Origin of the sequence: Thermobacillus sp. (genome assembly GCF_003390775.1) — a bacterium.
In the GTDB taxonomy this organism is placed as follows: domain Bacteria; phylum Bacillota; class Bacilli; order Paenibacillales; family Paenibacillaceae; genus Thermobacillus; species Thermobacillus xylanilyticus.
The window spans coordinates 13,493-39,641 of record NZ_QEWA01000047.1; the positions used below are offsets into that span (position 1 = coordinate 13,493).

Annotated in this window: 29 protein-coding genes and 1 tRNA gene; 8 read left to right on the plus strand and 22 right to left on the minus strand. The window is 59.1% G+C overall.

The window, feature by feature from the left end; genetic code table 11:
- Nucleotides 1–20: 20 nt before the first annotated feature.
- From C6W55_RS13845 to rpsF, 5 genes are all read right to left on the minus strand, one after another.
- The gene (locus tag C6W55_RS13845; RefSeq protein WP_286893253.1) at nt 21–1,019 is read right to left on the minus strand and encodes a zinc-dependent alcohol dehydrogenase; all 999 of its coding nucleotides are present in this window, start codon (nt 1,017–1,019) and stop codon (nt 21–23) included.
- Nucleotides 1,016–1,921, minus strand: coding sequence for a helix-turn-helix transcriptional regulator (locus C6W55_RS13850; RefSeq protein ID WP_015256518.1), 906 nt, complete (start codon nt 1,919–1,921; stop codon nt 1,016–1,018). The genes C6W55_RS13845 and C6W55_RS13850 overlap by 4 nt, the downstream gene beginning before the upstream one ends.
- 235 nt (nt 1,922–2,156) lie before the next feature.
- Nucleotides 2,157–2,468: a 30S ribosomal protein S18 gene (gene rpsR, locus C6W55_RS13855; protein ID WP_015256517.1), complete on the minus strand. Its 312-nt coding sequence runs from the start codon at nt 2,466–2,468 to the stop codon at nt 2,157–2,159.
- A gap of 25 nt (nt 2,469–2,493) precedes the next feature.
- Nucleotides 2,494–2,985, minus strand: a complete 492-nt coding sequence (gene ssb, locus C6W55_RS13860) for a single-stranded DNA-binding protein (protein WP_015256516.1) — start codon at nt 2,983–2,985, stop codon at nt 2,494–2,496.
- 46 nt (nt 2,986–3,031) lie between these two features.
- The gene (rpsF, locus tag C6W55_RS13865) at nt 3,032–3,319 is read right to left on the minus strand and encodes a 30S ribosomal protein S6 (protein ID WP_015256515.1); all 288 of its coding nucleotides are present in this window, start codon (nt 3,317–3,319) and stop codon (nt 3,032–3,034) included.
- Nucleotides 3,320–3,550: 231 nt separating this feature from the next.
- Here rpsF and C6W55_RS13870 point away from each other — a divergent pair, with 231 nt between their 5' ends.
- A complete protein-coding gene (locus C6W55_RS13870; protein WP_015256514.1) occupies nt 3,551–3,733 on the plus strand; it encodes a YjzC family protein in 183 nt (60 codons plus the stop codon).
- Between the two features lie 577 nt (nt 3,734–4,310).
- Here the strand turns inward: C6W55_RS13870 and C6W55_RS13875 are convergent.
- From C6W55_RS13875 to C6W55_RS13895, 5 genes are all read right to left on the minus strand, one after another.
- Entirely contained in the window at nt 4,311–4,511 is a 201-nt protein-coding gene (locus tag C6W55_RS13875) for a hypothetical protein (RefSeq protein WP_015256513.1), read from the minus strand.
- Between the two features lie 781 nt (nt 4,512–5,292).
- Nucleotides 5,293–5,383, minus strand: a tRNA-Ser gene (locus tag C6W55_RS13880).
- A gap of 119 nt (nt 5,384–5,502) precedes the next feature.
- On the minus strand, nt 5,503–5,739 hold the full coding sequence (locus C6W55_RS13885; RefSeq protein WP_015256512.1) for a DUF951 domain-containing protein: 237 nt from the start codon (nt 5,737–5,739) through the stop codon (nt 5,503–5,505).
- 63 nt (nt 5,740–5,802) lie between these two features.
- A complete protein-coding gene (locus C6W55_RS13890) occupies nt 5,803–6,618 on the minus strand; it encodes a mechanosensitive ion channel family protein (RefSeq protein WP_015256511.1) in 816 nt (271 codons plus the stop codon).
- Nucleotides 6,615–6,887 carry a putative Se/S carrier protein gene (locus C6W55_RS13895; protein WP_015256510.1) on the minus strand — a complete coding sequence of 91 codons (273 nt, stop codon included), beginning with the start codon at nt 6,885–6,887 and terminating at the stop codon, nt 6,615–6,617. Before C6W55_RS13895 ends, C6W55_RS13890 begins: the two co-directional genes overlap by 4 nt.
- Nucleotides 6,888–7,020: 133 nt before the next feature.
- On the opposite strand from C6W55_RS13895, the gene yyaC reads away from it, so the two are divergent.
- Entirely contained in the window at nt 7,021–7,638 is a 618-nt protein-coding gene (gene yyaC, locus C6W55_RS13900) for a spore protease YyaC (RefSeq protein WP_015256509.1), read from the plus strand.
- Here yyaC and C6W55_RS13905 read toward each other — a convergent pair.
- The 12 genes from C6W55_RS13905 to rpmH form a co-directional block, all read right to left on the minus strand.
- A complete protein-coding gene (locus C6W55_RS13905) occupies nt 7,556–8,080 on the minus strand; it encodes a DUF4446 family protein (RefSeq protein ID WP_015256508.1) in 525 nt (174 codons plus the stop codon). The two genes, yyaC and C6W55_RS13905, sit on opposite strands and share 83 nt — an antisense overlap.
- A 63-nt stretch (nt 8,081–8,143) precedes the next feature.
- On the minus strand, nt 8,144–9,310 hold the full coding sequence (locus C6W55_RS13910) for an aminotransferase class V-fold PLP-dependent enzyme (protein ID WP_015256507.1): 1,167 nt from the start codon (nt 9,308–9,310) through the stop codon (nt 8,144–8,146).
- Nucleotides 9,311–9,719: 409 nt separating this feature from the next.
- On the minus strand, nt 9,720–10,574 hold the full coding sequence (locus C6W55_RS13915) for a ParB/RepB/Spo0J family partition protein (protein ID WP_286893262.1): 855 nt from the start codon (nt 10,572–10,574) through the stop codon (nt 9,720–9,722).
- On the minus strand, nt 10,546–11,328 hold the full coding sequence (locus tag C6W55_RS13920) for a ParA family protein (RefSeq protein WP_213484940.1): 783 nt from the start codon (nt 11,326–11,328) through the stop codon (nt 10,546–10,548). Before C6W55_RS13920 ends, C6W55_RS13915 begins: the two co-directional genes overlap by 29 nt.
- A 117-nt stretch (nt 11,329–11,445) precedes the next feature.
- The gene (noc, locus tag C6W55_RS13925; RefSeq protein ID WP_041854657.1) at nt 11,446–12,267 is read right to left on the minus strand and encodes a nucleoid occlusion protein; all 822 of its coding nucleotides are present in this window, start codon (nt 12,265–12,267) and stop codon (nt 11,446–11,448) included.
- 326 nt (nt 12,268–12,593) lie between these two features.
- Complete coding sequence (gene rsmG / locus C6W55_RS13930; protein ID WP_483316366.1) at nt 12,594–13,313, minus strand: 16S rRNA (guanine(527)-N(7))-methyltransferase RsmG; 720 nt, start codon at nt 13,311–13,313, stop codon at nt 12,594–12,596.
- Nucleotides 13,314–13,316: 3 nt separating this feature from the next.
- Nucleotides 13,317–15,206: a tRNA uridine-5-carboxymethylaminomethyl(34) synthesis enzyme MnmG gene (mnmG, locus tag C6W55_RS13935; protein ID WP_286893263.1), complete on the minus strand. Its 1,890-nt coding sequence runs from the start codon at nt 15,204–15,206 to the stop codon at nt 13,317–13,319.
- A gap of 50 nt (nt 15,207–15,256) precedes the next feature.
- Nucleotides 15,257–16,636: a tRNA uridine-5-carboxymethylaminomethyl(34) synthesis GTPase MnmE gene (gene mnmE / locus C6W55_RS13940; RefSeq protein WP_286893265.1), complete on the minus strand. Its 1,380-nt coding sequence runs from the start codon at nt 16,634–16,636 to the stop codon at nt 15,257–15,259.
- A gap of 105 nt (nt 16,637–16,741) precedes the next feature.
- The gene (jag, locus tag C6W55_RS13945) at nt 16,742–17,542 is read right to left on the minus strand and encodes an RNA-binding cell elongation regulator Jag/EloR (RefSeq protein ID WP_286893267.1); all 801 of its coding nucleotides are present in this window, start codon (nt 17,540–17,542) and stop codon (nt 16,742–16,744) included.
- Entirely contained in the window at nt 17,539–18,315 is a 777-nt protein-coding gene (locus C6W55_RS13950; RefSeq protein ID WP_286893269.1) for a YidC/Oxa1 family membrane protein insertase, read from the minus strand. The genes jag and C6W55_RS13950 overlap by 4 nt, the downstream gene beginning before the upstream one ends.
- Before the next feature lie 77 nt (nt 18,316–18,392).
- Complete coding sequence (rnpA, locus tag C6W55_RS13955; RefSeq protein ID WP_353682041.1) at nt 18,393–18,821, minus strand: ribonuclease P protein component; 429 nt, start codon at nt 18,819–18,821, stop codon at nt 18,393–18,395.
- 72 nt (nt 18,822–18,893) lie between these two features.
- On the minus strand, nt 18,894–19,028 hold the full coding sequence (gene rpmH, locus C6W55_RS13960; protein ID WP_015256497.1) for a 50S ribosomal protein L34: 135 nt from the start codon (nt 19,026–19,028) through the stop codon (nt 18,894–18,896).
- Nucleotides 19,029–19,843: 815 nt separating this feature from the next.
- Here rpmH and dnaA point away from each other — a divergent pair.
- The 6 genes from dnaA (at nt 19,844) to gyrB (ending at nt 26,136) form a co-directional block, all read left to right on the plus strand.
- Nucleotides 19,844–21,196, plus strand: a complete 1,353-nt coding sequence (dnaA, locus tag C6W55_RS13965; RefSeq protein ID WP_286893271.1) for a chromosomal replication initiator protein DnaA — start codon at nt 19,844–19,846, stop codon at nt 21,194–21,196.
- Between the two features lie 168 nt (nt 21,197–21,364).
- The gene (gene dnaN, locus C6W55_RS13970) at nt 21,365–22,507 is read left to right on the plus strand and encodes a DNA polymerase III subunit beta (RefSeq protein ID WP_286893273.1); all 1,143 of its coding nucleotides are present in this window, start codon (nt 21,365–21,367) and stop codon (nt 22,505–22,507) included.
- 65 nt (nt 22,508–22,572) lie between these two features.
- Nucleotides 22,573–22,794 carry a S4 domain-containing protein YaaA gene (gene yaaA, locus C6W55_RS13975; RefSeq protein ID WP_286893275.1) on the plus strand — a complete coding sequence of 74 codons (222 nt, stop codon included), beginning with the start codon at nt 22,573–22,575 and terminating at the stop codon, nt 22,792–22,794.
- Nucleotides 22,791–23,900, plus strand: a complete 1,110-nt coding sequence (gene recF / locus C6W55_RS13980) for a DNA replication/repair protein RecF (protein ID WP_286893277.1) — start codon at nt 22,791–22,793, stop codon at nt 23,898–23,900. The genes yaaA and recF overlap by 4 nt, the downstream gene beginning before the upstream one ends.
- Nucleotides 23,901–23,928: 28 nt before the next feature.
- Nucleotides 23,929–24,177: an extracellular matrix regulator RemB gene (gene remB / locus C6W55_RS13985; protein WP_286893280.1), complete on the plus strand. Its 249-nt coding sequence runs from the start codon at nt 23,929–23,931 to the stop codon at nt 24,175–24,177.
- Nucleotides 24,178–24,225: 48 nt separating this feature from the next.
- A complete protein-coding gene (gyrB, locus tag C6W55_RS13990; RefSeq protein ID WP_286893282.1) occupies nt 24,226–26,136 on the plus strand; it encodes a DNA topoisomerase (ATP-hydrolyzing) subunit B in 1,911 nt (636 codons plus the stop codon).
- The last annotated feature ends 13 nt before the right edge of the window (nt 26,137–26,149 follow it).

Here is a 26,149-nt window from a genome sequence, read left to right on the forward strand (position 1 = left end):
CCCCTCTCTCCTTCCTTGCGTTACGCCCATTTGAACAGGACGCCCTGGTACTCGTCCTTGCGGCTCTTCAGCCCGTCATACGCCGCAGCCGCTTCCTCCGGCGCGAGGATGTGGCTGATCAGCGGCTCCACCCGGAGACGGCCGCTCTTCAGGAGGCCGAACACCACCTCGGAGTTGCGGACGAGCGAATGTTTCACGAACGGATCTTTCTCCACCGGGAATCGCCATTCGTGGGCGCCCTTGAACGTGATGCAGCCGCGCCCGTTCAGATGCACGTAGTTAAGCAGATCCGTCACGTCCGTCTCGTACCGGCCGCGCGGGCTGCCGAGCAGAATCATCTCACCGTATTGGCGGATCCATGAGACGCTCTCGACCGCGACCTGCGGCACGCCCGTCGCTTCAATCAGCGTGCCGACGCCGCCTTCGGCGATCGCCTTGACCCGCTCCGCGGCGCCTTCGCCGCCGGCGACCGTATGCGCGATGCCGCAGGCTTCCGCCAGCCTGCGCCGATTCTCCGACAGGTCGACGCCGATGACCGTCGCCCCCTGCAGTCCCGCGAGTTGTGCCGCCATGTTGCCGATCAGGCCGAGTCCGGTGACGGCCACATAATCGCCCAATTCGATCGTCGACACGCGCAGGCTCGTCATCGCCACCGTCGCCATCCGCGTGAACGGCACCCACGACAGCTCGAGGCCGTCCGGCACTTTCAGGAAGACGCCTTCCGCCTTCACGATCTCGTACTCGCTGTGGTTGCCATAGTGGAAAACGACATCGCCGGCCGCAAAACCTTCGACTTCCGGTCCGACCGCCTCGATCCGGCTGACCGCGGCGTAGCCGGGAATGCCCGGCATGCGGAACCAGCTCTCCCCGCCGGACAGACAGGCAAGCTCGGTGCCCGGACTGATCAGGGTGTACAGCTTGCGGACGAGCGCTTCGCGTCCGGCCAGCAGCCGGTCGGGCGTTTCTTCGCTTCGGACTTCCACTTGCCAGGGTGCCGTGAATACGATTTGCCTGTTCATGTTTCGGACTCTCCTTTTTGATGGTCATGGTGACGCTTGCTTTCCGCCGCATACCGGCTGGGCGGAACGCCCGTCTCTTTTCTGAAAATGCGGCTGAAATGGTGAATGCTCGCAAACCCGACCCGTTCGGCGATCTCCGTCAGCGTCGCGCCGCCCTCCAGGATGAGCCGCTTCGCCTGCTCGATGCGGACCGATGTGATGTATTTGTGGATCGTCGTGCCGAACTGCTCCTTGAACAGCATGGACAGATAGCCGGGCGAGAAACCGATGCCGGCGGCGATCCGCGCATTCGTCAGGTCCGGATCCGCATAGTGCCCGTGAATGTACGCGATGCAGCGCTCGATCGGAACCCAGCCCTTCGTCTCGACGCCGTCCGTCGCGGCCGCATCGAGGCTGCGCAGATACAGGGCGATCAGCTCGACGGCAATCGCCTTCATCCGCAGCCGCCGGACCGGGCTGTCTTCTTCCCGGTACAGTTCCAGCAGCCGATGGAACTGCCGCCGCAGTTCGACGCGGTCGGCGGCGCGGACCCGGACCAGCGACGGCATCCGCTCCAGCGTCCGCTCCCGCTGCGGGACGTCGAGTTGCCGCTTGTCCGTAATGCCGATCGTCCGCCACTTTTCCCGCTCCTCGTCTTCATACAGATCGAAATGCACGATATACTGCTCGAGCGTCGTTCCGGGAGCGGCGTAGATCAGATGTTTGAGCAGCGGATGCATGAGAATGACGTCGCCTTCCGACGCTTCGTATTTCACCCCGTTCAGGATGAAGTCGGCTTTGCCCTGTTCGATGTAGGTAAACACGTGATCGTAATCCAGCCATTCGCCGGCCAGCCCTTCCGACCGGGTGATCTTCACGCATCGCACGAACGGCGAAATGTCCCGCAGTATCGGAGGTTGCATCCCGTCTTCCGTTCCTCCCGCCCGCATCTTTGTTGTTTTGTCGGCAACCGTCGACGGGTTGTCCGGCCGCCGTCCCGGCCTTCTTCCTGTAAATTATAACGGATGGTCGACCGCCGAGTCTTTGAACAGAAGGCCTGAGATTTAACCAAAAGTACGTAAAAATTTTCACATAAGTAGCAGTATGACATAAAAAATCCCGGTCCCTTTTGTGAGGTCCGGGATTTCTGCCTGCCGATTACTCCGTCGTGTACGGCAGCAGCGCCAGCTGGCGGGCCCGCTTGATGGCCGTCGTCAGCATCCGCTGATATTTCGCGCTCGTGCCCGTCACGCGGCGGGGCAGAATCTTGCCGCGCTCGCTGATGAACTTGCGGAGCAGTTCGGTGTCTTTATAGTCGATGTGCGTGATCTTGTTCACCGTGAAATAGCAGACTTTCCGGCGCTTGTTCCGCCCTTTGCGGCCGCCGTAACGGCGTTCGCGCTCCGGCCGCTGCTGCGGCTGCTGCTGTTGCTGCGATTGCTGCGGCTGCGCTTGTTGTTGCTCGCTCATGGTCCGTCCTCCTTTGCTTCAGAAATCAGAATGGCAGATCGTCTTCCGAAATATCGATTGGGCGTCCGTCATCCTTGAACGGGTCGTCGTTGCGGGCGCCGCCGCGGCCGCCGCCGTAACCGCCGGACGATCCGCCGTAGCCGCCCGAATAGCCGGCCCCCGCGCCGTAACCTCCGGCATCGTCGCGGTTTTCCCGGTTCGGCGGTTCAAGGAACCGCACGTTGTCGGCCACCACTTCGGTCACGTACACTCTGCGCCCTTCGTTATTGTCATAATGGCGCACCTGAATCCGGCCTTCGACCGCTGCGAGACGGCCTTTGCGCAGATAGTTCGCGCATGTCTCGGCCAATTGGCGCCAGACGACGATCGGGATGAAATCCGCTTCGCGCTCCCCGGTGCTGTTCGTAAACGGCCGGTCAACCGCCAGCGTAAACTGCGTGACGGCCACGCCGGAAGGCGTATAACGCATCTCGGGATCCCGCGTCAATCTCCCGATCAATATGACCCGGTTCAACATGGCCTGGACCTCCCAATCGGAATGTGCTTCCGCGGATTTCGCGCGTTTACGCGGCGTCGTCGCGCACGATCAGATGGCGGATGACTTCGTCCGTGATCCTGAGTACGCGTTCGAGCTCCGCCACGACTTCGGGCGTGGCGTTGAAGTTCACCAGCACATAGATGCCGTCGCGGAACTTCTGGATCTCGTAAGCCAGACGGCGCTTGCCCAGAACTTCGGACTTGATGACTTCGCCGCCATTCGCGATGATCGCGTTGAACTTCTCGACGACCGCTTGGAGCGTCTCCTGTTCAACGTCCGGACGGATGATGTACATCACTTCGTACTTGCGCATCTCCGTTCACCTCCTTATGGACTGAAGGCCCCCGTGCGGGAGCAAGGAGCGAGCGTCCCGTGTCGGGACAATGACTCGCATACCTAAATACTATACCAATAATCGCACTTCTCGGCAAGTATCCGCCGATCCTTCCTTATACCCCGGATGTTCCCGTTCATGACCGGCGCCCCGCCAGCCAACAATATGGGCAGCATCCAAATCAAGCGAAGGAACGGAGGGGCTGCATTCATGGGCGAGTGGACCGAATTCGACGCGGGACATTCCGCGCCGAACGACGGGTGGTACATGGAGGTCGGCGACAACGACCACATTATGGGCATCAACGATCCGCGCAAAATTTATCTGCGCAAAGGCGAGAAGTTCCCCGGGCCATCGAATCATCGCCGCAAGTGGAAGCGCGTGAAAAAATAACAGAGAACCTTCCACAGACTCCAGGGCCGGAAGTTTCTTTGTCTGTGGAAATATTACCCATGTCGTAACCTGACGGCCATGCAACCTCTTTTTTCTGGAGGTTTTTTTGGGGGAACCCCTCAACCGCTACCAGACCTTTTCAGACACCTCCGATTTACCTCCATTCCAATGTGCTTCACAGTATTTTTTACCCCGTTAAGTTTTAAGAGCTCACAGGGCCGATTATGGCTGTCCGCGTTTAGAGGGGCAACGGGCCGGCGCGTCACAGCCGGGCCCCTCCCATGTTGCACGCGCCCGACCATTCCGACCATTTACTTCATTCACAAGATGGCCGTTGTAATCGGCTAAAAGCGGCTAAACTAAATTTGAAAACACGAAAGTTGATACTTTTTTGATACTTTGTTGACAGTTATCCAAGGAGATTCCAAGATGCGCATAAAAAAACGCAAGACACGAATCGCTGTGGAGTACGACGGCAAGTTAAAGCATTGCGGATCATACGAAACAGCAAAAGTAAGATTCGAACAAGTTAGAGGCGAAAGGCTGCGACAAAACACGTAATTGTCCGCATAGATTTTCAAGTTGTTCTAGAGTGTATTCCGATGGTCTTCGTTCGTGCTTTCAGCGTCTCTTTCAGCATGTTCCGTTCCATGATGGCGATCGCTTCCGGATCACCGGCTCCAACCCGATCGAGCGACGTACCGATCCGCTCTTCCATCCAGCGTATCGCCTGAAAAAACCTGATCTTCGACTGTTTTAGATCTTCCCAATTATCCACAAGATACCACCCTCTTAACAAGTACTGAGTTATCTTACCATTCCGCTAAATTTTCGATTTCTATGTTGCTGTTAACCACATATTCTGCCGCACTACTAAAGAGAAATGGATTTTTGGTATAATCTGATCAGGCTACAGTTAATCCTTCCTTAGTCATTCATTTGTTTTAGGAGGTGAATGGCCACCAATGATGAACGCGATTGACTTCAATGTACTTGTCAATTTTGGCATTTTTCTAATCGCGTGCATAACGCTGGTGATCAAATTGATTGAGATGACCCAGAAAAAGAACTAATCCCTGCCAGAGGAAGCAAACTCGCAGCAGGGTTAGTCGGCAGACTAAGGGTTGATTCCCTGTAGCCTGTTATGAAATGCGGATGGCGTGGCAGCGCCGTCCGCATTTTTTGTTCACAGTTTTACATTATATAAAGCAGTGACACAATTTGTGCCTTTTTTTAGATTGTAGCCTAGTTGTAGCCTTGAGGCAACAATTTGTTACCTCATGAGACTGCCGGAAAAACAATCCCCTGACAGCAGTGTGGTTTGTCTATTTTTATAGCAGCTGCTGCGGTTGTCGTTGCGGTTTGCTAAAACACTTGATCTATAAGCGTTTTGCCCATTTCGGTTCATTGCGTTTCGGATCCTTCGTGATGAGCCGCAGCAAGATCGCTACTGTCTTAACGGCCACCATTTTTTTCTTCTTTGAGCGAAGTTCACGCAGCTCACGCAACAGCGCAAAAATGCGACTCCTGTCCGGAGCCGCATGATGCTGTGTATGGAATGGCGGAGAGGGTGGGATTCGAACCCACGCACGGCTTGCACCGCCTAGTTGATTTCGAGTCAACCCCCTTGGGCCTCTTGGGTACCTCTCCGTGTTTGGCACAAGCAGAATTTATATTACCACAGGGGACTGGCCGTTGCAAGATGCAATCTCCGCCATTGAAGCAACAGATAAAATATTCGAAAATTCACTCATTTCGCAACCTGCAAGTCAGGCGGATGGCGTGGAATCCGCGCCTCCCGTCTCCGGCTTCGGCTCCGCGGGGCGCAGCACCTTCTTCATATATTTCTCGAATTTCGCGCGCGGAACGAGCACGCTGTGCTTGCAGCCGACGCATTTGATCCGGATGTCCATCCCCATCCGGATGATCTCCATCTCGTTCGTGCCGCAGGGATGCGGCTTTTTCATCTGCACGATGTCTCCCAGGCCGAACGTCTTCCGCTCCACGTTCTCCCTTCTCCTTTCATGCAAAACCCAAATCCGTCATACCGGCCGTCAGCGGTATCCGGTTCAACCCGGAGATGTCCGCAGCTCGTTCAGCGCCCGCCTGAGCAGCACATTGAGCGCGCGGGTAACCTCTTCGTGCGTATTCGGCTTGCATTCCGCGACGACCCGCACCGTCGCGCTGTCCGCGCTGGCCGTCACGACCCCGAGCACTTCCGGTTCGCGCACCACATTGTCGTCCTTGAGCTGCCGCGCCGCCTCGCCGATGACGGCCATCGCCCGTTCCAGGCTCACCCCGCCGTCCACCGTCACATCGACCACGGCCAGCGCGTTGTGCAGCGAATAGTTCGTCACGTCGTTGATCTGGCCGTTCGGTATGATGAACACTTCGCCCGTCCAGCTTCTCAGCCGGGTGGTGCGCAGCCCGATCATCTCGACCTTGCCTTTGTAGCTTCCGATCTTCACTTCGTCGCCGACGCCGAACGGATCTTCCAGGATGATGAACAACCCGGAGATGACATCGCGGACCAGGCTTTGCGCGCCGAAACCGATCGCAAGGCCGACGATGCCGGCGCCCGCCAGCAGCGGCGCCAGGCTGATGTTGAACTCGCCCAGAATGAGCAGGAAGGCAACGAAATAAATGCAGTACGATACCGTGTTGTTCAGCAGCTTGCCGACAGTCTGTACGCGCCGCGGTTGAATCCGGACCCGCTCCGGACTGCGGTCGATCAGCAGGCGCTGAATCGCCTTGTGCAGCACTTTGGCCGCAATCCAGGCGGCAAGCAGAATGAGCGCAATGCGAAGCGCGGACATGCCGAGGTCGATCCACATCCGTTCATCCTTCAAGTCCACCGCCAGAACATGCAATCCCGTTGCCGTCATGCGTTCGCCCTCCCCGCATCGTTCGGATCTTCCCATGCCATCGGCATATAGCCTTGTTCCGTCAAGATGTAGATGCCGCGAATCTCCACATGTTCCTGTCTGATGATGCTCAGAATTTCCGGCAGATTTTCATCGGGGAAATCGATCGATATCGCGCAGCCGGCCGTAATCTCCTTCGGCGTGGGGCGGATGTCGATCTCAATCCCGGCATATTCAAACAGCATTTCCGCCCGCAGCGCCTGCTGGGTGGAATCGAAAGCGGCCAACATCGCAGCGTCCCCTTTCCTGATATGATGCCGCGGCACTGCCCCATGGCCCTGCAGTCCCGTTTTCCGTCCTGGTCAGTATAAACCGGCCACGATGTCCATATACTAGTAACACGCTGTTTGCGGAGGGGATGCCATGAAGCCGGCCGTTCGAAGAGAAGCGCCGCTCAAGGTCGCGCATGCCGATGCGAATGCATGTGCGCTGCTCACCGAGCGACTGACCCACTATATGACGACGATGGCGGAGAACCGCCGGATTGCCATCGTGTGCATCGGCACGGACCGGTCGACCGGCGATTCGCTTGGTCCCCTGGTTGGCACGAAGCTGTCCAAATACCGCAGCCCGCATTTCGATCTGTACGGCACGCTGGAGCATCCGGTTCATGCGATGAATCTCGAGGAAACGCTGCACAGGATCGAACGGAAGACGCCCCGGCCGTTCATCATCGGCATCGACGCCTGCCTTGGACAGGCCGCCAGCGTCGGCTGCATCCAGATCGGCGAAGGTCCGGTTCGTCCGGGCGCCGGCGTCAACAAGGAGCTGCCGCCGGTCGGCGACATTCATATGACCGGCATCGTCAACGTCGGCGGCTTCATGGAATACTTCGTCCTGCAGAACACCAGGCTGCACCTGGTCATGCGCATGGCCGATCTGATCGCGCTGAGTCTCATCAACGCCGTCCATGCCGTGAGGCGGCAGCGGCCGCTGGCTGCAGTCCCGCCTGTTCAATCGCCTGCCGTTCCTCAGGCGTAAGCGGATAGGTTGACTCTCCGCCCTTTACCGGTTTCGCGTAGACGTAGGTTTCTTCCCGGCTGTGAATGCCGCTCAGGACGACGCCGCTCCGCTCTTCGTTCACGATGGCAACCGCAAAGCTGAGATCGCTTCCTTGGCCGGCGAACGCATTGTAGCGCACAATTCCGATTCTGCCGGCCGATTGTCTGACCGTCTCTTCGAGCCGGCTCAGTCCGCCGGTCAGCCGTTCGATCTCCCGCACGGCATCCGCGGTCCGCTGCTGCAAGCTGCTGATGACCGTCTCCAGATCGGCCACCCCCGTGCTGCCGATCATCGCCCGGTATTGCCGGGTGAGCCGGCTCAGCTTGCGGCTGACGACAGCCAGCCAGATGAGCAGCACGACGACCAGCAGGCCGATTCCCGCGATCGCCGCATACAAGATTTCCGAATCTTCTGCCCTCATCGCTACTCCCCCATGTTTTCCGATCGATTTCTGTATCTTCTGCAACGTCTTCAGACAGCCGTTTCAATAATACCGGCTGATCTCCTTCGCAGCCGCGATAAGTGCATCCACGTCCGCCTCGGTCGTGGAATGGCCGACGCTGGCGCGCACCGCGCCCGTGGCCGCCGTACCCGCCGTTCCATGCGCCAGCGGGGTGCAATGGAACCCGGCCCGGACGGCGATGCCGTAATGCCTGTCCAGGATGAACGCCGTCTCCGATGGATCGGCGCTGCCGATAATGAATGAGACGATGCCGGTTCTCGGTTCGCCCGGTTCCGGACCGAGCACGCGCACGTTGCCGATCGCAGACAGCCCCTCCATCAGCCGTTGCGCAAGCGACCATTCCTTATTATAAATGTTCTCAACCGTCTCATGCAGGATGTACCGGACGCCCGCCGCCAGCCCCGCCAGCCCCGGGGTATTGACCGTGCCAGATTCGTAGCGGTCGGGCCGCATGTCCGGCTGTTCGGCCGCTTCCGACTGGCTGCCCGTTCCGCCGTGCAGAATCGGCTCGAGGTTGACCTCCGGATGAATGTACAAGCCGCCCGTCCCCTGGGGACCAAGCAATCCCTTGTGTCCCGGGAACGCCAGCAGATCGATGCCCATCGCCTCCACGTCGATCGGCAGGATGCCGGCGCTCTGCGCCGCGTCGACCAGCAGCCGGATGCCTCTCTTGCGGGTCATGGCGCCGATCTCGGCGACCGGCAGAATCGACCCGAGCAGATTCGAACTGTGGTTGACGATGACCAGCTTTGTATTCGGCAGCAGCGCTTCGCGGACGCGCCCCGGGTCGAGGCCGCCGCGTTCATCCGTCTCCACATAGGTGACCTTCACGCCGATCGTACGCTTCAAATACTCGAGCGGCCGCCGGACCGCATTGTGTTCGACTGCCGTTGCGACGACGTGATCGCCGGGCTGAAGCAATCCTTTGATCGCCATGTTCAGCGCTATGGTCGTATTGAACGTCAGCGCGATGTCGTTCGGATTGGCGATTCGAAACAGTTCCGCCAGCGCTTTCCGCGCCTCGAACACGATCCTGCCCGCGCTGACCGCCATCCGGTGGCTTCCCCTGCCGGGATTCGCGCCGTCATGCACCATCGCATCGCGCACCGCTTCGATCACTTCCGGCGGCTTCGGCCATGAAGTCGCCGCATGATCCAGATAGATGATCCGTTCCGTTTTTGCGTCCATGCTAGCCCCCTGCTTTCCCCGCCGCACAGCATGCGAATTGGCATACCTTAGTGTAATCGTTCCCGCCCGGGATTACAACTCCGGGATGCCGGCGTTTTCTCCGGTTCTGCGCCGTTGTCTGCAAGCCGATGCATCTCGGGCGGCAAGCGTTTCTTTTTCGCGACAAGCGGCGCCCCCACGTCCATCTGCGCGACGCGGCGCCCGGGAAGATGCAGGTCCAACCGGGAGAAGGAAGCGTCGACATGGAATGGGCGCTTTCCGCTGCATTTCCATTGAATATCTGGAGCCGGACGAGTATGATGCCGCGAAGGATATTCTCCGGCTGACAATTAGGGGCGCCTCCGGCAATGGTTCATCGGATGGCGCCCCGTCTTATTTGCAAAACCTTTCTTGCCCGACTCGGCCGCCGTCAGGCCAGCCGTTCCAGCAGTTCCAGCAGCCGCTCCAGATCCTGCTTGCCGTAATACAGCAGCTCGATCCGACCCTTGTCCTTCTGATGACGGATGCGAACCGTCGTCTTGAACCGTTCGCGCAGCGTCTCCTCGACCTGCTCGATGTACGGATCGCGCTTCTTCGCCTTGGCCTGGGCCTTCTTGACGGCCACATTTTTGCGCCCGAGCTGCTGAATGGCATCTTCCAGCTCGCGCACGCTCCATTCGTTCTCGATCGTCTGCCGGGCAAGCTCCCTCAGCTTCTTGTCGTCCTTCAGACCGGCCAGCGCCCGTGCATGCCCCATGGACAATGTTCCACGTGAAACATGCTCCTTCACCTCAGCGGGCAACGTCAGCAGACGGAGAAAATTCGCGATATGCGAACGCGACTTTCCGACCTTCAGCGACAATTCCTCCTGGGTGAGCTGGAACTTGTCCATGATCGACTGGTAGGCAAGCGCCAGCTCAATCGCATTCAGATCTTCCCGCTGCAGGTTCTCGATCAGCGCGATCTCCATCACCTGCTGGTCGGAGAAGTCGCGCACGACCGCAGGGATCGTCGCATTGCCGCACAACTGGGATGCGCGGAAACGACGCTCGCCCGCGATGATCTCGTACCCTTTCACGACGCTGCGCACAATGATCGGCTGAATGACGCCGTGCTGCCGGATCGACTCGGCCAGTTCCCTGATCGCTTCTTCGTCGAACGTCTTGCGCGGCTGATACGGGTTCGGACGAAGCTGGGTCAGCGGAATTTCGATGACCTTGTCATCTTCGCCTACCGTCAGAGAAGGAATAAGCGCGTCAAGCCCTTTCCCCAGCCGTCTGCTCATGGGTCATCACTTCCTTCGCCAATTCGAGGTAGACTTCCGCGCCCTTCGATCTCGGATCATACGTGATAATGGACTGCCCGTGCGACGGCGCTTCGCTCAAGCGGACATTGCGCGGGATGATCGTCTGATACACTTTCTGCTGAAAATATTTCTTGACTTCCTCGATCACCTGAATGCCGAGATTCGTCCGCGCATCGAACATCGTGAGCAGCACGCCTTCGATTTGCAGCGATTTGTTCAGATGTTTCTGGACAAGCCGAACCGTATTGAGCAGCTGGCTCAGGCCCTCAAGCGCATAATACTCGCACTGGATCGGAATGAGGACCGAGTCGGCGGCCGTCAGCGAATTGATTGTCAGAATGCCGAGCGAAGGAGGACAATCGATCAGAATGTAATCAAACATGTCCCGCACTTGCGACAGCGACTTCTTCAGCCGGATCTCCCGCGAAATCGTCGGCACCAGCTCAATCTCCGCGCCGGCCAGCTGAATCGTGGCAGGAATCAGCGTCAGTCCCGGGATGCTGGTCTCCACCATAGCATCGCGCGGATGCACGTCGTTAATCAGTACGTCATAGATGCAGTTGTCAACATCCGCCTTGTTGATGCCGATGCCGCTGGTCGTATTGCCTTGGGGGTCGATATCGACGAGCAGCACCTTCCTCCCCAGCGATGCCAGCGATGCGCCCAGATTGACGGATGTCGTCGTCTTGCCGACTCCGCCTTTCTGATTCGCAACCGCAATGATCTTCGACAATCCGGTTCACCTCTCACCTGCTGAGTTAAGCCATATCTTGTTCGCTCCTGCGCTGACCGCCGCAAGCAGCAGACCGTACGTCGCGGGCGACACCACATGACATTCCCGATCGCAAGCCTACCGTTTCGGAATGCGGATGACGATTTCGTAATGTTCGCCGCAGTCGCGTTCGTCCGTCTTGATGTCGATGCCGGATCCCGCCACCATCTCGACGGACTGGCGAATGGTGTTGAGCGCGAGGCGGACGTCCTTCGTGAACGAGATCCGCTTCGAAGACTTCTTCGACTTCGCAGAAGCTTCCTTGTAGAACGCGGCACGCGCTTCTGTCTGCTTCACGTTCAGCTCTTTGGAGATGATATCCTCCAGCACCTTCACCTGAAGTTCTTCCGACTCCAGCGACAGCAGCGCCCTTGCATGACGCTCGGTAATCTTCCGTTCCATGAGCGCCTGCTTCACCGGTTCGCTGAGATGCAGCAGCCTGAGCTTGTTCGCAATCGTCGATTGGCTTTTGCCGAGCCGTTGCGCCAAGCTTTCCTGCGTCAGATTGTGCAGATCCAGCAGCTTCTGGTAAGCGACCGCTTCCTCAATCGCGGTCAGCCCTTCCCGCTGCAGGTTCTCGATCAACGCGATCGATGCCGCCTGGGAATCGTTGAATTCGCGGACAATCGCCGGGATCGTCTCCAGCCCCAGCTTCTTGACGGCGCGCCAGCGCCGCTCACCGGCGATAATCTCGTAGCGCCCGTTCCGGACGCGTACGACGATCGGCTGGATGACGCCGTGCGTGCGGATCGTCTGGCACAGTTCGTCGATTCGCTCGTCATCGAAGATTGTCCGCGGCTGGTAGGGGCTCGCGTCGATCTCGCCGACGGGGATCTGCTTCACTTCATCTTGATTCGTGCGGTCGCCCAGACCGAACAGCCGAGAAAATTGCTCCTTCATCATGTCATTCCCTACCTCATTCAGAATGCCGCTGCCGATTCGCCCGGAAGACAGCCTTCTCGACGCCGATCATGGCCGCTCAAGGCGCCCGGCCCCCGGACAAACCGCATGCATCCGCGACAGCCGAAACAAAACGCCGATGTTTCATCGGCGTGATGTTGTTTGTTTCGTTGTTGCCGTGCTGCATCGAACCATCGCCATTCGCAAGCATAATCATTCGAGACACGGAATTCGATTTCCTGCTTGACAAACCGATTTTTCGCATTTGTTCACGGAAAATGTTTCACGTGGAACAACGTCCGGGAAGATTGAAAGCCTCGCCGACATCAGATGATCGGCTGCTTCGCCGGAATGCCCGCCTTTCGCGGATACCGCGCCGGCGTTCGTCCCGACTTGCGGACGATCACGATGTGCCGGTCCGCCTGCTCGAATGGCAATTGCAGCGCGTGCACCTCCTCAAGCTTGCCTCCCATCTCGGACAACGCTCGCCTCGCTTCCGCGATCTCCCCGGCGGGGTCGCCGCCCTTCATCGCGGCGAACCGGCCGTCCGGCCGCGCGAACGGCAGGCAGAACTCGCTGAGCACGTTCATTCTGGCGACCGCGCGGGCCGTCACGAGATCGTACCCGTCGCGGTGCTCCGGCATTCTGGCCGCGTCTTCCGCGCGGGCATGCAGGCAGGTCACGCCGGCAAGGCCGAGCTCCGCGGTCAGATGCTCGAGGAACCGGATCCGCTTGCCCAGCGAATCGACGATCAGCACTTCAAGATGCGAGAAGAGAATCTTGAGCGGAAGGCTCGGGAAGCCCGCGCCGGAGCCGATATCGGCCAGCTTGCCGATGCCGTTCAGATCCAGATGGAAAGCGAGCGTCAGCGAGTCGTAGAAATGTTTCTCGTACACCGCTTCCCGCTCCGTGATCGCCGTCAGGTTCATCCGCTCGTTCCATTCCACGAGCAGCCGAAAGTACGTCTCGAACTGTTCACTTCGCTCCGGCGTCAGCTCCATATCTCGCTCCGCCAGCAGCTTCTCGAACCAGGACGGGGCGCTCAAGTGTCACGACCCCCGCGCCGCCGTCACGCGGTTGTAATGCTCGAGATACACGAGCAGGATGGACAGGTCGGCCGGCGAAACACCCGAGATGCGCGACGCCTGCCCGATCGAAATCGGCCGGATGGCGGTCAGCTTCTGCTTCGCCTCCGTCGACAGGCCGTGCACAGCATAATAGTCGATGTCGTCCGGAATCCGCTTCTGCTCCATCTTGTTCAGCCGCTCCACCTGCTGCAGCTGCTTCTCGATGTAGCCCGCGTACTTGATCTGGATCTCGACCTGTTCCTTCATCTCCTCGGTCAGTTCGACCGGCGGTGGCGTCACGGTCTCGAGCATCGCATACGTCACTTCCGGACGCCTGAGCAGCGTCAGCGCGTCGACCGTGTTCTGCGCCGGAGCGGAACCGGCCGCCTCCAGCACCCGCTGCGCTTCCTCCGGCTTCAGCTTGACCGTCTTCAGCCGCGCGATCTCGTCTTCCACCTTCTTCTTCTTGTCAAGGAACTTGCGATACCGCTCCTCGCTGATCAGCCCGATCTCGTAGCCGATCGGCGTCAGGCGCAGATCGGCATTGTCATGGCGTAGCAGCAGCCGGTATTCGGCGCGCGACGTCAGCAGCCGGTACGGCTCGTTCGTACCCTTCGTCACGAGGTCGTCGATCAGCACGCCGATGTACCCTTGCGCGCGGGACAGAATAACCGGATCCTTGCCCTGAACCTTGCGCGCGGCGTTGATGCCCGCCATGATCCCTTGTGCGGCCGCCTCTTCATAGCCGGATGTGCCGTTCAGCTGGCCGGCCGTGAACAGCCCCTCGACGAGCTTCGTCTCGAGCGACGGCTTGAGCTGCGTCGGCACGATCACATCGTATTCGATCGCATAGCCGGGACGCATCATTTCGGCCTTCTCGAGGCCCGGAACCGAGCGGAGCATGCGCAGCTGCAGCTCCTCCGGCATGCTCGTCGACAGCCCCTGCACGTAATATTCCTTCGTATTCCGACCTTCGGGCTCGAGGAAAATCTGATGCTTCGGCTTGTCGGCGAACCGGACGATCTTATCCTCGATCGACGGACAGTAGCGCGTCCCCGTCCCTTCGATCAGGCCCGAATACATCGGCGCGCGGTGGAGATTTTCCTGAATGATCCGGTGCGTCTCTTCCGAAGTATAGGTGAGCCAGCAAGGCAGCTGCTCGACTTCGCGGTATTCCGTCTCATAGGAGAAATATTTCGGCTTCTCGTCGCCCGGCTGAATCTCGGTCTTCGAGAAATCGATCGTATCCCCGTGAATCCGCGGCGGCGTGCCGGTCTTGAACCGGATCAACTCGAAGCCGAGCGAGCGCAGCGATTCCGACAGCTTCACGGAAGGCTGCTGGTTGTTGGGTCCGCTCTCGTACATCAGTTCGCCGATAATAATCTTGCCGCGCAAGTAAGTGCCCGTCGTGATGACAACAGCCTGCGCGTAATATTCCGCGCCCGTCTTCGTCCGGACGCCCTTGCAGCGGCCGCCTTCAACGATCAGCTCCTCCACCATCACCTGGCGGAGCGTGAGCCGCTCGGTCCGTTCCAGCGTCTGCTTCATCGTGTGCTGATACAGAAACTTGTCCGCCTGCGCGCGCAGCGCATGGACCGCCGGCCCTTTGCCCGTGTTCAGCATCCGCATCTGGATGAACGTCTTGTCGATGTTCCGTCCCATCTCGCCGCCGAGGGCGTCGATCTCGCGCACGACATGGCCCTTCGCCGGCCCGCCGATCGACGGGTTGCACGGCATGAACGCCACCATGTCCAGACTGATCGTGAGAAGCAGCGTCTCGCAGCCCATCCGCGCCGCGGCAAGCGCCGCCTCGCAGCCCGCGTGCCCCGCGCCGACGACGATGACATCATAATGTCCCGCTTCGTATCCCACAGCTTCACCCTCTTTCTTTAAGAAAAAACAATCCACCGCCCAGCTCGGGTTCATTTTCCGAGACAGAACTGCGAGAAAATCTGGTCAATCAGCGATTCTCCGGCCGTGTCGCCCGTAATCTCGCCCAGCCGCTCCCAAGCCGTTCGGACATCGATCTGGACGATGTCGATCGGCACGCCGGCGTCCGTCGACTCGATGGCGTCGACCAGCGCCTGCTCCGCCTGCTTCAAGAGCGCGGCATGGCGGGCGTTCGACACATAGGCCGCTTCGCCGCCTTCCAGCTTGCCGCCGAAGAACAAGTCGGCGATCGCCTGTCCGAGTTCATCCATCCCCAAACCTTCCTTGACCGACATCGGCACGATGGCGGTTCCGGGAAGCAGCTTCCGCACCTCGGCTTCATCCAGCTTCGCGGGCAGGTCGGATTTGTTCAGAATGACGATCGCCTGTCTGCCCGCCGCTTGGCCGAGCAGCGTCCGGTCATCCTCGTGAAGCGGCTCGGACCGGTTCAGCACGATGAGCAGTAGATCGGCGTCAGAGAGCACCGAGCGCGACCGCTCCACGCCGATCCGCTCGACGACGTCGGACGTCTCGCGGATGCCTGCCGTATCGAGCAGCCGCAGCGGAATGCCGCTGACCGTCACATACTCCTCGATGACGTCGCGCGTCGTTCCCGGAATGTCTGTGACGATCGCCCGCTCGGTTCCCGCCAGCAGGTTGAGCAGCGACGACTTGCCGACGTTCGGCCTACCGACGATCGCGGTCATGATGCCCTCCCGCAGTATTCTGCCTTCGTTCGCCGATTTTAGCAGCTGCCGGATCTCCGCCAGCACTTCCCCGCTCCGCTCGCGGATGAAGGCGCTTGTCAGCTCCTCGACGTCATGCTCGGGATAGTCGATGTTGACTTCGAGATGTGCGAGCAGCTCGATCAGCCGCTGCCTGAGCTCGCCGATCTTCCGCGACAGCGCGCCTTCGACCTGCTTCAGCGCCACCTTCATGGCCCGTTCCGACTTCGAACGGATCAGATCCATGACCGCTTCCGCCTGCGCCAGGTCGATGCGGCCGTTCACGAACGCCCGCCGCGTGAACTCGCCCGGTTCCGCGAGGCGGATGTCGCCGCCGGCCAGCAGAAGATCCAGCACCCGCCGCACCGGCACGATGCCGCCGTGGACGCTGATCTCGACGACGTTCTCGGCCGTGAACGACCTCGGCGCCCGCATCACCGTGACGAGCGCTTCGTCAACCGTTTCGCCAGTCGAAGGGTCGACGATTTTCGCATATTGCACCGTATGGGTCGCCGCGTCCTTGAGCCCCGTCTTCGCGCGGACATAGGGCGCGGCCGCCTCGATCGCGGAAGGACCGCTGATCCGGATGACGGCAATCCCGCTCTCGCCGACGGCTGTCGCGATCGCAGCGATCGTATCGTCGTGCATGCTGTCCAGTCCTTTCCCTGTAATCGCAGACACCGCAAGAACTTTAAAAAAAGGCAATGCCTCGCGTTACGAGCCATTGCCGCGGAAGAGATCGCATGCCTTGCGTCACTTGAGCGTAATGACGACGCGCCGGTTCGGTTCGTCGCCCTTGCTGAACGTCTTCACTTTCGGATGGTGCTGCAATGCCGTGTGAATCACTTTGCGTTCCTGCGGGGTCATCGGTTCCAGGACGATTTCCTTGCCGGTCCTGACCACCCGCTGCGCGAGCCGTTCAGACAATCCCTCGAGCGTCTTGCGCCGCCGTTCGCGGAAATTTTCGGCATCGAGCACGATGCGCACACGCTCGCGCGAACTGCGACTGGCGACGATATTCGCCAAATATTGCAGCGCGTCGAGCGTCTGGCCTCTGCGGCCGATGAGCAGCCCCATATCTTCGCCGCCCGACATCGCCAGCTTCAGGCCGTCGCGCGTTTCGCTTCGGCTGATGTCGATCGTGATCCCCATCGCGCCCGCGACTTCGCGCAGGAACCGCTCCGCCGCTTCCGCGGCTTCCTCGGCGCCGCCCTCTCCGGATCGTGAATCGGGATCTTGCGGTTCCGAATCTTCCTCTTCGAAGAATGCCACTTCTTCGTCTTCGGAACCGCCGGCATCCGTCATGACGTCTTCGACTGCGGCGGTCTCCGCCTCCTGAGGCTCGGCCTCAGCCGGGGCGGGTTCCGCCGCAGCCGGCTCCTCGATGAGCGTCAGCTCCACCTTGGCGGGTCTTGCACCGAACAATCCGAACAGGCCGCGCGACGGCTGTTCGAGCACGTTCACCTTCACGCGGTCGATCGTCGTCCCCAGTTGTTCGAGCCCGCTGTTCACCGCAGCTTCGATCGTCTTTCCGGATGCCGTGACTTTCTTCATTTCGCAGGGGCCTCCTTCGGTTTGCCCTTGTCGGATGAGCGCACGTACAGGAAATAGTTCTGAATGATTGTATAGATGTTGCTGTAGATCCAGTAGAGCGGCAGAGCCGCCGGGAACGACAGCGCCATGACGAAAATCATGACCGGGAAGATCATCAGGATCGCCTGCATCGGGCCATTCGGTTGCTGCGGCATCATCTTCGATTGGATAAACGTCGTGATCGCGGCGATCACCGGCAGCGCCCAGGCGATGACGCCCTGTTGCTGCGGCGGCATTCCAAGCTGGATGCCGAGGAACGAATACTCCCGGATATCCGGGTTCCAGTAGATCGCGTTGTACAGCGCGATGAAGATCGGCATCTGGATCAGAAGCGGCAGACAACCCGCCATCGGATTGACCTGATGCTGCATGAACAGCTTCATCGTTTCTTCATTAACTTTCTGCGGGTCGTTCTTGTACTTCTCCCGGATCTTCATCAGCTCCGGCTGCAGCGCCTGCATCGCTTTCGAGCTGCGGTACTGTTTCAGCGTAAGCGGCAGGATCAGCGTCCGGACGATGATCGTCAGAACGAGAATCGACAGCCCGTAATTGCCCTGGAACCAGTCGGCAAACGTGTCCAGCATGATCGCGAACCAGTAAACGACGTTCCGCTCCCAGAAGTTGCCCTCGAGCAGATCTTCCGTGCTGGTCGTATGATCAACCGGCGCGCATCCCGCAAGCAGCAGGATCGTCGCGACGACGGGCAGGATCAGCCATTTGCGTGATCGAGACAACAGTCAAAACTCCTCTCTTGAGAAGACAAACATTCCCTTTAAACTATATCATAATTTATGGTCTGAAGGAAACTCGCCTAAACATGCGGATGGCCTTGCGGACGCGGCCTGCCGACGGTCGTCCCTCCGTTCCGCCGATTGTCCGAACCGCCCGCCTGGGACCCGGCCAGCAGGCCGGCCTTGCGCAGCGCGTGCAGCAGGCTCCGCTCCAGATCCTTCGTCTTCATCCCGAGCGCCGGCCGCCTGACGATTACGATAAAATCGGTCCTCTCGGCAATCTTGTCCGCGTTCAGGCGGATCAATTCCTTGACCACCCGGCGCATCCGGTTGCGGACGACCGCGCCGCCGAGCTTCCGGCTCACCGACACGCCTGCGCGGAACCGCTCGGTCTCCGGCCGCTTCATCCAATAGACGACAAACTGGCTGTTCGCGAACGAACGTCCCGCCTTGTAGATGCGGCTGAAGTCGCTGCGGCTGCGCAGGCGGAGCTTTCTCTGCATCACCATCACCGAACCTTCCATCCGGAAGCTGCCGGAGGGAGCGAATAAAAAAAGACCACGCTCCGTGGTCCCGTAAGATCAAGCGCTCAGCACTTTTCTTCCCTTCTTGCGGCGAGCAGCCAGCACCTTGCGGCCGTTCTTCGTGCTCATCCGCTTCCGGAAGCCGTGCACTTTCTTCCGCTTGCTCACATTCGGTTTGAACGTCGGTTTCATCCTGCCTGACACCTCCTGTCCGAATTCTATCATGACAATCCGTTGAATATACATTATCCATGATCCAAGCCGACAGATCGGCCCCGATCCGTCCGGAAAAATGCCTATACAATTAAACCACACCCATCCGCCAAAGTCAAGTTCAAGGACATCCGGAACACTTGCTCCATCCATGCAAATCACCCCTCCATACATGGGGGCTGTTGATAATTTTCGGCGAATGCCGTCGAATCGGCACAGGTTGTCAACAATTTTTCAACAATTTCGAGCTTTGTTCATAAATGTTATACACAATTCCGGGGATTGTGGATAGTTTCGATGCAAACGTTGAAATCAGGGGCCCGGTCTGCTATGATAAATATGCTTCTAGCTGTGGATATCTGACATAATCCCTCTAAATTATCAACAGATTGTGGATAAAATTGTGAGCAATTCACCTCCCTATGGATAATTCACAGCGGGATTACGTTCGTTTTGTGGATGATTCGCCTCACATTTTCTTCAGAAGATAAGAGTTTATAAGTTTCACGCTTATCATCGGCTTATCTTTCCCCGCAAAACGGGTGCGCCGTCCGGGAGGGACGGCATCAGCCGTTTTTGCTTGTTTCGACACATCGCATCGTTCCAGCCGAATAACGGCGGTGCCGGCCGACTTCGGCGCATCAACTGTCCTTTGCGAGCCAATGACGCAAGCCGAAGGAGAGGTTTGTTCCTTTTTGTTCTTTTTCTGGGAATGTTGGGAATGGTGCGGTGACGGCGGAGTATGGGCAGCTGGATGAAGGGGCGGACGATCAGTTGGTAAGGAGTGACAGTCATTGGACAGCCAAGCCCGTGAAATATGGCAGCAAGCGTTATCCATCATTCAGACCCGGGTGAGCAAACCGAGTTTCGATACATGGTTCAAGGAAACAAACGCGAGATTTCTCTCGGAACGGCTCGTTCTGATTACCACGCCGCAGGCTTTCGCGGTGGAATGGCTCGAAAGCCGCTACACGCGGTACATCAGGGAAGCGCTTGAAGACTGCCTCGGCTATCCGGTCGACGTCAAATTTGCGCTCGAAGAACCGAAGGCTGCCGAACCCCAGGCCGAACCTCCGGCAGTCCGCCGGCCCCCCGTCGTGCAGGAAGAGCCTGCCGGCCATATGCTCAACCCGAAGTATAGATTTGAAACGTTCGTCATCGGCGCCAACAACCGGTTCGCCCACGCCGCCTCACTCGCGGTGGCAGAAGCGCCGGCCAAGGCGTACAATCCGCTGTTTCTCTACGGCGGCGTCGGTCTCGGCAAGACCCATCTGATGCATGCGATCGGCCATTACATATTGGAACACAATCCGGACATGCGGGTGCTGTACATCTCGTCCGAGAAGTTCACGAACGAGTTCATCAACGCCATCCGCGACAACCGCGGCGAGAGCTTCCGCATGAAATATCGCAACATCGACGTATTGCTGATCGACGACATCCAGTTCCTCGCGGGCAAGGAGCAGACGCAGGAGGAATTTTTCCACACCTTCAATGCGCTGCACGAGGAGCGAAAGCAGATCGTCATCTCGAGCGACCGACCGCCGAAGGAAATTCCGACGCTGGAAGAGCGGCTTCGCTCGCGGTTTGAATGGGGACTCATCACCGACATCCAGCCCCCGGATCTCGAAACCCGGATCGCCATTCTGCGCAAAAAGGCGAAAGCCGAGAACCTCGATATTCCGAACGAAGCGATGGTGTACATCGCGAACATGATCGATACGAACATCCGGGAACTGGAAGGCGCACTCATTCGTGTCGTAGCCTATTCATCGCTCATCAACCAGGACATCACGTCCCATCTGGCGGCGGAGGCGCTCAAGGACATCATTTCCACGAGCCGCCCGAAGATGATTACGATCCAGGACATCCAGGCCAAGGTCGGCGAATATTTCGGCCTTCGCCTGGAAGAATTCAAGGCGCGCAAGCGGACGAAGGCGGTCGCGTTCCCGCGTCAGGTCGCCATGTACCTCGCGCGCGAGCTGACCGACCATTCGCTGCCGAAGATTGGCGACGCGTTCGGCGGCCGCGATCATACGACCGTCATCCACGCCCACGACAAAATATCGAAGCAGCTTGAAACGGACCGCGAGCTGCAGCAGATCATCCGGACCTTGACCGAACGGATTCGCAGCGGACAACCATGAACAACCCGTCAGGCCTATGCACACGATATTCACATGTGGATAGGCTTCTTTTGTCGAAGTTTCCGCGCTTATCCACATATTCAGCGGCACTACTACGATTACGACTAAAAATGTTATGATATTCATCATAGAGCGAAAAAAGACGAAGAGCGCCGACGGGAGGAACGCATGAAACTGACCATCCGCAAGAACGAATTGAACGAAGCCGTCCAACAAGCCGCGAAAGCCGTTTCTTCGCGGCCGGCCATCCCGATTCTTTCCGGAATCAAGTTTGAAGCCGACCACCAGGGATTGACGCTGACTTCCAGCGATACCGAAATTTCGATTCAAACCTTTGTCCCCGCGGAAATCGACGGCGAGCCGATCGTCCGCGTCGAACGGCCGGGAAGCATCGTGCTTCCCGCCAGATTCATGGCGGAGATTGTCAAGAAGCTGCCGGAAGACGACATCGAGTTCGAACAGCAGGGCGGATTCCAGGTGACGATCCGCTCCGGCGCGACGGACATCCAGATGATCGGTCTGGACGCCGAAGAATTTCCGGTGCTTCCCGATATCGCGCGGCAGCAGGTCATCAACATCCCGGGAGAACTGCTCAAGAACATGATCCGCCAGACCATTTTCGCCGCGTCGACGAATGAACAGACGCCGATTCTGACCGGCATCCAGTGGCAGCTGCAGGGCGGCGAGCTGAAGTTCACGGCGACCGACCGGCACCGTCTGTCCACCTGTTCCGCCGACTTGGGCGCGCCGGAAAGCGACAAGTTCGCGGGCATTGTCATTTCGGCCCGGACGCTGAACGAACTGTCCCGCATCATTCCCGATTCGCAGGAACCCGTCGAGATCGCCGCGGCCGACAACCAGGTGCTGTTCCGAATCGGACGGGTGCTGTTATTCTCCCGCGTGCTCGACGGCGTCTATCCGGACACGTCGCGGATCATTCCGCAGGAATTCAAGACGGAGATGGAGATCGACACCCGGCAGCTGACGGAAGCGATCGACCGCGCCTACCTCATGTCGCGCGAAGAGAAGACGAACATCGTGCGCATTGTGACGCTGGGCAGCGGCGACATCGAGATTTCGTCCAGCTCGACGGAGCTCGGACGCGTCACCGAACAGATGCGCGTGGTGCGGCTTGACGGCGACGAACTGCGCATCGCGTTCAACTCGAAATATATGCTTGATGCGTTGCGCGTCATCGACAGCGAGAAGATTTTCATCGGATTCAACGGGTCGATGAGCCCGATCGTGATCCGTCCGACCGACGGAGACCGCCAGCTGCACATCATTCTGCCGTACCGCACGACCGGCTGATCCAGGTTGGCGCAGTCCACTCGGGCGGGCGCATCGTTTTATCAACAGCAGAAAGGAACGTCCGCATGAAACCGATCGCGATCACGACCGAACCGATTGCGCTCAGCCAATTTCTGAAGCTGGCCGGCTGCATCGACACCGGCGGCCAGGCGAAGGCGTTGCTCGCCGAAACCCCGGTGCTCGTCAACGGCGAGCCGGAGAATCGCCGCGGACGGAAGCTGTATGCGGGCGACCGGGTGGAAGTTCCCGGATTTGGCGCGTTCACGGTCGAGGTCGTGAAAACGTGAAACTGAAATCGATCGAACTGCAGCACTACCGCAACTACGAATCGCTCCGGCTGGAGACGGACCATATGGTCAACGTCTTCATCGGGCCGAACGCACAGGGCAAGACCAACCTGCTCGAAGCGATTTTCGTGCTGGCGCTTGCCAGATCGCACCGGACGGCGAAGGACAAGGAACTGATCGGGTGGAATCACGACTCGGCGCGCGCGGCGGGCGAAGCGGAGCGGCGCTACGGAGGCGTCAGCCTCGAAATCGTGTTCACCGATCAGGGCAAGCGCGCAAAGGTCAACGGTCTGGAACAGCGGCGCCTGAGCGAATTCGTCGGCACCCTGAACGTCGTCATGTTCGCGCCCGAAGATCTCGAGATCGTCAAGGGCGCCCCGGGCGTCCGCCGGCGGTTCCTCGACATGGAGATCGGCCAGATCCAGCCCGGCTATCTGCACGCCATGCAGCAGTACGGCAAAGTGCTGATGCAGCGCAACCGCTATCTGAAGACAGCCGCGCCCGGAAGCAAGCATGAGCTGCTCGACATCTGGGATGAGCAACTTGCTTCCTGGGGTGTTAAATTGATGAAGAAAAGGCAAAACTTTATCGTAAAACTGCAGCAATGGGCGGCCTCGATCCATGCCGGCATCACCGGCGGCAGCGAAGCGCTTCAGGTGGAGTACCAGCCTTCGCTCGAGATGGAAGGTCCGGAAGATGAAGCTGTTTTAATCGATCGTTTTATGGTAAAGTTATCACAGATGCGAGAACAGGAGCTGCGCCGCGGCATGACGCTGATCGGACCGCACCGGGACGATCTTCTGCTGCGTATCAACGGCATGGAGGCACAGGCTTACGGATCCCAGGGCCAGCAGCGGACGACGGCGCTGTCGCTCAAGCTGGCCGAGATCGAGCTGATCCGCGAGGAAACCGGCGAATATCCGGTGCTGCTGCTGGACGACGTGCTGTCGGAGCTTGACCGCAGCCGGCAGACGATGCTCATCGACACGTTCCAGCGCAAGGTGCAGACGTTCATTACAACGACCAGTCTCGACAGCGTCGATATGGAGAAACTGCGCGACGCCTGTCTCTATCACGTGAAGGACGGCCGCGCGGAAAAAGCGTAAAGCCGATGCGGAAGGAGCACGAATACCGATGTATGTCCATCTGGGCGGAGAACGGATCGTCCGGGCCAGCGAGCTTGTGGCGATTTTTGACGTTTCGATTGAACAGTCTTCGCGGATATCCCGGCAGTTCACCGCCTGCGCGTCGAAGCGAAAGAACGTGGAAGTGATCGGCGAAGAAGAGCCGAAATCGATCGTGATTACCACCCGGAAAGTGTATTATTCCCCGATTTCTTCCTCCACGCTGAAGAAGCGGACACATCAGTTGCCGGACGTGTAACCCTCCGCAGATTTGGAAGCAGCAGTCGAGAGGAGCAGTGAACAAGGCATGACCGACAGCCGGCATGGTTACGATGAAAGTCAGATACAGGTGCTGGAAGGGCTCGAAGCCGTCCGCAAGCGGCCGGGCATGTACATCGGTTCCACCAGCTCGAGGGGGCTTCACCATCTCGTCTGGGAAATCGTTGACAACAGCATCGACGAAGCGCTCGCCGGGTTTTGCAATTACATCGAAGTGATTATCCGGCAGAACGGCAGCGTAACCGTTATCGACAACGGCCGCGGCATCCCGGTCGGCGAACATCCGAAGATGAAGCGGCCGACGCTCGAAGTGGTGCTGACGGTGCTGCACGCGGGCGGCAAGTTCGGCGGCGAAGGCTACAAAGTATCCGGCGGCCTGCACGGCGTCGGCGTCTCCGTCGTGAACGCACTGTCCGAACATATGTGCGTTGAGGTCAAGCGGGACGGGCACATTCACCGTCAGGAGTACCGGCGCGGCGTGCCGCTGTACGACGTGCGCATCGTCGGCGACACGGATGAGACGGGCACGATCATTACGTTCAAGCCCGACCCGGAAATTTTTACCGAGACGACCGAATTCGAATACGAGACGCTGCAGATGCGCATCCGCGAGCTCGCGTTCCTGAACAAGGGCATCAAAATCGTGCTGCGCGACGAGCGGACCGGCGCGTCGGATACTTACAAATACGACGGCGGCATCATCGAATTCGTCCAGTATTTGAACCGCAACCGCGAACCGCTCCATGAGCAGCCGATCTACATCGAAGGCGCCAGGGACAACATCCAGGTCGAGATCGCGTTGCAGTACAATGACAGCTATAACGAAAATATTTACTCGTTCGCGAACAACATCCACACGCATGAAGGCGGGACGCATGAATCCGGGTTCAAGAGCGCGCTGACGCGGATCATCAACGACTACTCGCGCAGAGCCGGCCTTCTCAAGGACAGCGATTCGAACCTGACGGGCGAGGATGTGCGGGAAGGGCTCACGGCGATCATCTCCGTCAAGATTCCGGATCCGCAGTTCGAAGGGCAGACGAAGACGAAGCTCGGCAACAGCGAAGTGCGCGGCATCGTCGAGTCGCTGTTCGCCGAGAAGTTTCAGGAGTTTCTGGACGAGAACCCGTCCATCTCGCGCCGCATTGTGGAGAAAGGTGTGCAGGCCGCGCGGGCTCGGGAAGCGGCGCGCAAGGCGCGCGAGCTGACCCGCCGCAAGAACGCGCTCGAAGTGAGCGCCCTGCCCGGCAAGCTGGCCGACTGCTCGTCCAAGGACGCGTCGATCAGTGAGCTGTACATCGTCGAGGGCGATTCCGCGGGCGGATCGGCGAAGCAGGGGCGAGACCGCCACTTCCAGGCCATCCTGCCGCTTCGGGGCAAGATTCTGAACGTCGAGAAAGCGCGTCTGGACCGGATTCTCGCCAACTCCGAGATCCGGGCGATCATCACGGCGCTCGGCACGGGGATCGGCGAAGACTTCGACCTGTCGAAGGCGCGCTACCACAAAATCATCATCATGACCGACGCGGACGTCGACGGCGCCCACATCCGGACGCTGCTGCTGACGTTCTTCTACCGGTACATGCGCCAGATCATCGAAGCGGGATATGTTTACATCGCGCAGCCGCCGCTCTACAAGATCGAGCGGAACAAGGTCGTCCGCTACGCGCTGAACGACAAGGAGCGCGATGAGATTCTGGCCGAATTCGGTGAAGGCGCGAAAGTGAACATCCAGCGGTACAAAGGTCTCGGCGAGATGGACGCCGAGCAGCTGTGGGAGACGACGATGGATCCCGAGAGCCGCACGATGCTGCAGGTAACGATCCAGGATGCGATCGCGGCGGACGCCATTTTCGACACGCTCATGGGCGACGACGTCGAGCCGCGGCGGGAATTCATCCAGGCCCACGCGAAATTCGTCAAGAATCTCGATATTTGATTGAGGAGCCGTC